Below are 5,020 nucleotides of genomic sequence, written 5' to 3'. Positions count from 1 at the left end.
GGTGGTACGCCCCCCGGCCGCTTCGGCCTCATCCCCTACGTCCCCTACATCCCCTACATCTTCTACGTCCCCCACCTCCGCCACCGACACCGTCTCCGGCGCCCACCTCGCCGCGTACGCCCTCGGTACCGGTCAGGGTTTCGTCCTAGGGGTCGCCGCCCCTGACCGCGCGCCCGGCGACCACACCATCGCCTCCGTCGCCGCCGTGCTCCTCTCCCTCCTCACCGGCGAACACCAGAGCCGCACGGGAGCGGACCGTTCGTCGGCGCTCGTACGGCTGCTGCTGGGTGCCCCGCCGGAGGGCGTCGCGGCGCTGCTCGGCGGGGAGAGGTGGGTCGTCGTGCACGCACGACCGGATGCGCACGCCCCCGACCCCGTCGCCGCCTCCGCGCTGGGCGCCGCGCTCGGTTCCACGCTGCTCGACCTGGCGCCGGACGTCGTACGGGTCCTCGTCCCCGGCGACCGCGAACCCGCCCCGCAGCCCGGCTGGACCCTGGGTATCAGCGCCGCCGTCGCCCCTGAGGACTGGCCCGCCGCCGACACTCAAGCCTCCCGTGCCCTCGCCCGCGCCCGGGCGACCCGCGCCCCGCTGGTCCGGCACGGCGCCTCGGGCCGCGCAGGTCTCGCCGGGCTGCTCCCCCACGACGAGGCCGAGGCGCACGCCCGCACCCTCCTCGCCCCGCTCGCCGGCCACCCCGCGCTCACCGAGACCCTGCGCACCTGGCTCTCCCTGCACGGGAGTTGGGACCGTACGGCCGTCGCGCTCGCCGTGCACCGCAACACCGTGCGGCAGCGGATCGCCCGGTGCGCGGCGCTGCTGGAGGCGGACCTGGACGATCCGGACGTACGGATGGAGCTGTGGTTCGCGCTCGGGCGGGTGTGAGTGATCCACATCCCAGCGTTCGGGACGTCGGGCACGCGCACAACTCTCTGCTCCACAATGGGAACCATGCCGATACCCGGGACCCCCAGCCGCGCCGAGCTCGTCGATCACCTTGTGAAGACCCGTATCGCGGGCGACGTAGCCACCCCTCGCGAGAACAACCTCTCCCACTACCGCAAGCTCGCGAACGGCGACCGCCACTACTGGTTCGGCCTGGAGCTCGGCAGCCGCTGGACCGACGAGCAGGACGTGCTCGCGGTGATGGCGGAGCGGGTGGGGGTGAACGACGATCCCGAGTACCGCTACGGCCAGGACACCATCGACCCTGAGCTGACGGTCGAGGGGCTCGACCGGCTGGCGGCGCGGTTGCGCAAGGCGGCCGACGGGCGGCAGCGGGTGCTGTTCGCGACCGGTCACCCGGGCGGGCTGCTCGACGTGCACCGTGCCACGGCCGCCGCCCTCCGCACGGCCGGCTGCGAGATCGTCGTGATCCCGGAGGGGCTACAGACGGAGGAGGGGTACGTCATGCAGTTCGCGGACGTCGCCGTCCTGGAGCACGGGGCGACGCTCTGGCACACGCACTCCGGTGAGCCGATGAAGGCGATCCTGACCGCCCTGGAGCGCGAGGGCCGCCCGCTGCCGGACCTGGTCGTCGCCGACCACGGCTGGGCGGGGTACGCGGGGCGGCACGGGGTCGACTCCGTCGGGTACGCCGACTGCAACGACCCGGCGCTCTTCCTCGCCGAGTCCGAGGGGACCGTACAGGTGGCGGTCCCGCTCGACGACCACGTCGTCAGCCCCAGGTACTACGACCCGATGACGGCGTACCTGCTGGCGGAGGCGGGACTCGGCTGAGGAGGGTCGGGACTCAACTCGCCTGTCACGGCCAGGGGTTCAGCCCTTCCGCCCGCCGTTGCGCGTACCCCGGTGTCGGGTCCAGATAGACCCGGTTCACCGACGGGAACGCCTCCCGCAGTCGCTGTTCGGCCTGTTCGCAGGCCCACTCGATCTGCGCGGCCGTGGACACGTCCCGGAAGTCGATCTTCGCGGCGACCAGCGCCTCGCGCGGGCCCTGCACGAGGGTCGTCAACTCCAGTACGGCTTCGATGTGTTCGACCCCGAGCAGCTCCTCGCGGATACGGTCCCGCATGGCCTTGGGGAGCGGCCGTCCGATGAGGAGTTCGGCGTTGGAGCGGCCCAGCACCCAGGCGACGTAGAGCAGCAGGGCGCCGATGCACAGCGAGGCGATGCCGTCCCAGACGCCGGAGCCCGTGAGCTGGCCGCCGAGCAGGCCGCCGGCCGCGAGGACCAGGCCGACGAGGGCGGCGGAGTCCTCAAGGACCACGGCTTTCACGGCGGTGTCGGGGGTGTAGCGGAGGTAGCGCTTGAAGGAGGCGTCGAAGCGGGCCGCCTCGCCGCGCGCCTGGCGTACGCCCGTCCGCAGGGAGTAGCCCTCCAGGAGGAACGCGACCCCGAGCACGATGTAGGAGATGAGCGGGTCGCCGAGTTCCTCGCCGGCGACGAGGGTGTGGATGCCGTCGTAGATCGAGAAGACGGCGCCGCCGACGAAGGTGGCGACGGCGGCGAGCATCGCCCAGATGTAGCGCTCGGGGCCGTAGCCCAGGGGGTGTTCCTCGTCGGCGGGTTTCTCGCTGCGCTTCAGGGCAGTCAGCAGGAGGAGTTCGGTGACCGTGTCGGCGACCGAGTGGGCGGCCTCCGACAGCATCGCGCTGGAGCCGCTGATGACGCCGGCGACCGCCTTCGCGAGCGCGATGCCCAGGTTGGCGACGGCCGCGACAATTACGGTGACGGTGGACTCGCCGCCACCGTCACCCTCCTCTGTTTCTGCCATGCCCTCAGTGTTCCCGAGGAACCCGGACCACGCCCTCCTGAATGACGGAGATGGCCAGTTGCCCGTCCTGCGTGTAGATCCGCGCCTGCCCGAGCCCACGCCCACCGGACGCCGACGGCGACTCCTGGTCGTAGAGCAGCCACTCGTCCGCGCGGAACGGCCGGTGGAACCACATCGCGTGGTCGAGCGACGCTCCCACTACATCTCCTACGGCCCAGCCGCCGCGGCCGTGCGCGAGGAGGACGGAGTCGAGGAGGGTCATGTCGGAGACGTAGGTCGCGAGTACTACGTGGAGGAGGGGATCGTCGATGGGGCCCTCGAGTTTGCCGTTGGTGCGGAACCACACCTGGGAGTGCGGCTCGCGCGGTGCGCCGAACTTGCCGTACGGCGGTTCCTCGACGTAGCGCAGGTCGATGGCCTCGCGGGCCTCGATGAACTTCTCGACGACCTCGGGGGCGATGTGGTCGTAGCCGCGCAGCCGGTCCTGGGAGGTGGGCAGCGTGGCCGGGTCGGGGGCGGACGGCATGGGGGCCTGGTGTTCGAGGCCGTCCTCGTGGCGCTGGAAGGACGCGGAGAGGGCGAAGATCGGCTGGCCGTGCTGGACCGCGACGACGCGGCGCGCGGTGAAGGAACGGCCGTCGTTCATGCGCTCGACGGTGTAGACGATGGGCGCGCCGGGGTCGCCGGGGCGCAGGAAGTACGCGTGGAGGGAGTGGGCGAGACGGTCCTCGGAGACCGTCCGGCCTGCGGCGACCAGCGCCTGGGCCGCCACCTGCCCGCCGAAGACGCGGGGGACGACGGCGGACTGGGACTGGCCGCGGAAGATGTTCTCCTCGATCTGCTCAAGGTCGAGCAGATCGAGGAGACCCTGAAGTGCCTGGCTCATGGCACCTTTTCTACTGGCCGGTAATTTCGGGGACCTTACAGGCCCATGTCCTTCGCGATGATCGTCTTCATGATCTCGCTGGTGCCGCCGTAGATACGGTTGACGCGGTTGTCCGCGTACAGGCGGGCGATCGGGTACTCGTTCATGAAGCCGTAGCCGCCGTGCAGCTGGAGGCAGCGGTCGATCACGCGGTGGGCGACCTCGGTGGTGAACAGCTTGGCGCTGGCCGCCTCGGCGGGGGTCAGCTCACCGGCGTCCAGGGCCTCGGTCGCGCGGTCGACGACGGCCTCGGCGGCGTCCACCTCGGCCTGGCAGGCGGCCAGTTCGAACTTGGTGTTCTGGAACGCGGCGACGGGCTGGCCGAAGACCACGCGTTCCTGCACGTACTGCTTGGCGAACCGGACGGCGGCCTTGGCCTGCGCGTACGCGCCGAACGCGATGCCCCAGCGCTCGGAGGCGAGGTTGTGGCCGAGGTAGTAGAAGCCCTTGTTCTCCTCGCCGAGGAGGTCCTCGACCGGGACCTTCACGTCGACGAACGCCAGCTCGGCGGTGTCGGAGGTCTTCAGGCCGAGCTTGTCGAGCTTGCGGCCGACCGAGTAGCCCTCGGCCTTGGTGTCCACCACGAAGAGGGAGATGCCGTGGCGGCGGTCCTCCTTGCTGGACGGGGCGGTGCGGGCGCAGACGATCATGCGGTCGGCGTGCACGCCACCGGTGATGAAGGTCTTGGCGCCGTTGAGGACGTAGTGCGTGCCGTCCTCGGAGAGCTTGGCGGTGGTCTTCATGCCCGCGAGGTCGGAGCCGGTGCCCGGCTCGGTCATCGCGATGGCCCACATCTCCTCGCCGGAGACGAACTTCGGCAGGTACTTCTTCTTCTGCTCGTCGTTGGCGAGCAGCTTGATGTAGGGCAGGCCGAGCAGCACGTGCACACCGGAGCCGCCGAAGGAGACACCCGCGCGCGCGGTCTCCTCGTACAGGACGGCCTCGAACTTGTACGAGTCGATGCCCGCGCCGCCGTACTCCTCGTCCACGCGGATGCCGAAGACGCCCAGCTCGGCGAGCTTGTAGTAGAACTCGCGCGGCGCCTGGCCGGCCGCGAACCACTCGTCGTAGACGGGGACGACCTCGGCCTCGATGAAGGCCCGGAGGGTCTCCCGGAACGCCTCGTGGTCCTCGTCAAACACCGTACGGCGCACCGCCGGCCCCTCTCTGCGCCTAAACCGGCGCCGCTCTCGCGGATGTGGTTGCTCGCCGTTGGGGTTCCTCAATTGATGGTTGCGGCCCGCGTGGCTAAGCGCTTGCTCAGCATCGAGCGTACCGGCCGGTAGGCGGGAGCGTCCAGTGGAACGGGCACGTAACGCTCGTCACGCCGTGCCTCGCTCACCCACCCGCGCCTGCCCAC

At 70.8% G+C, this 5,020-nt stretch carries 5 protein-coding genes; 2 read left to right on the top strand and 3 right to left on the bottom strand.

All coding sequences use genetic code 11. The features are described from left to right. Window positions 1–883: PucR family transcriptional regulator (locus ACNFOC_RS50830; protein ID WP_416965772.1), on the top strand; the 883-nt coding region annotated here is incomplete at its 5' end. A gap of 66 nt (window positions 884–949) precedes the next feature. Further along, window positions 950–1,738: a phosphatase gene (locus ACNFOC_RS50825; RefSeq protein WP_416965771.1), complete on the top strand. Its 789-nt coding sequence runs from the start codon at window positions 950–952 to the stop codon at window positions 1,736–1,738. Between the two features lie 25 nt (window positions 1,739–1,763). Here ACNFOC_RS50825 and ACNFOC_RS50820 read toward each other — a convergent pair whose 3' ends face one another. From ACNFOC_RS50820 to ACNFOC_RS50810, 3 genes are read right to left on the bottom strand one after another with little or no spacing between them, the layout of a single operon-like run. After that, the gene (locus tag ACNFOC_RS50820) at window positions 1,764–2,735 is read right to left on the bottom strand and encodes a cation diffusion facilitator family transporter (RefSeq protein WP_416965770.1); all 972 of its coding nucleotides are present in this window, start codon (window positions 2,733–2,735) and stop codon (window positions 1,764–1,766) included. A 4-nt stretch (window positions 2,736–2,739) separates the two neighbouring features. Beyond that, the gene (locus ACNFOC_RS50815) at window positions 2,740–3,621 is read right to left on the bottom strand and encodes an acyl-CoA thioesterase (protein ID WP_416965769.1); all 882 of its coding nucleotides are present in this window, start codon (window positions 3,619–3,621) and stop codon (window positions 2,740–2,742) included. Between the two features lie 35 nt (window positions 3,622–3,656). Further along, window positions 3,657–4,814 carry an acyl-CoA dehydrogenase family protein gene (locus ACNFOC_RS50810; RefSeq protein WP_406126221.1) on the bottom strand — a complete coding sequence of 386 codons (1,158 nt, stop codon included), beginning with the start codon at window positions 4,812–4,814 and terminating at the stop codon, window positions 3,657–3,659. Window positions 4,815–5,020 lie beyond the last annotated feature (206 nt).

The sequence above is a fragment of the Streptomyces colwelliae genome (assembly GCF_048158785.1).
Lineage (GTDB): Bacteria > Actinomycetota > Actinomycetes > Streptomycetales > Streptomycetaceae > Streptomyces.
This window is presented reverse-complemented; position numbering and strand designations above follow the sequence as displayed.

What these genes read in the sequence shown, in the direction of transcription:
- ACNFOC_RS50825 (WP_416965771.1), top strand. Translation starts at nt 950, where the DNA reads ATGCCGATACCCGGGACCCCCAGCCGCGCCGAGCTCGTCGATCACCTT.
- ACNFOC_RS50820 (WP_416965770.1), bottom strand. Translation starts at nt 2,735, where the DNA reads ATGGCAGAAACAGAGGAGGGTGACGGTGGCGGCGAGTCCACCGTCACC.
- ACNFOC_RS50815 (WP_416965769.1), bottom strand. Translation starts at nt 3,621, where the DNA reads ATGAGCCAGGCACTTCAGGGTCTCCTCGATCTGCTCGACCTTGAGCAG.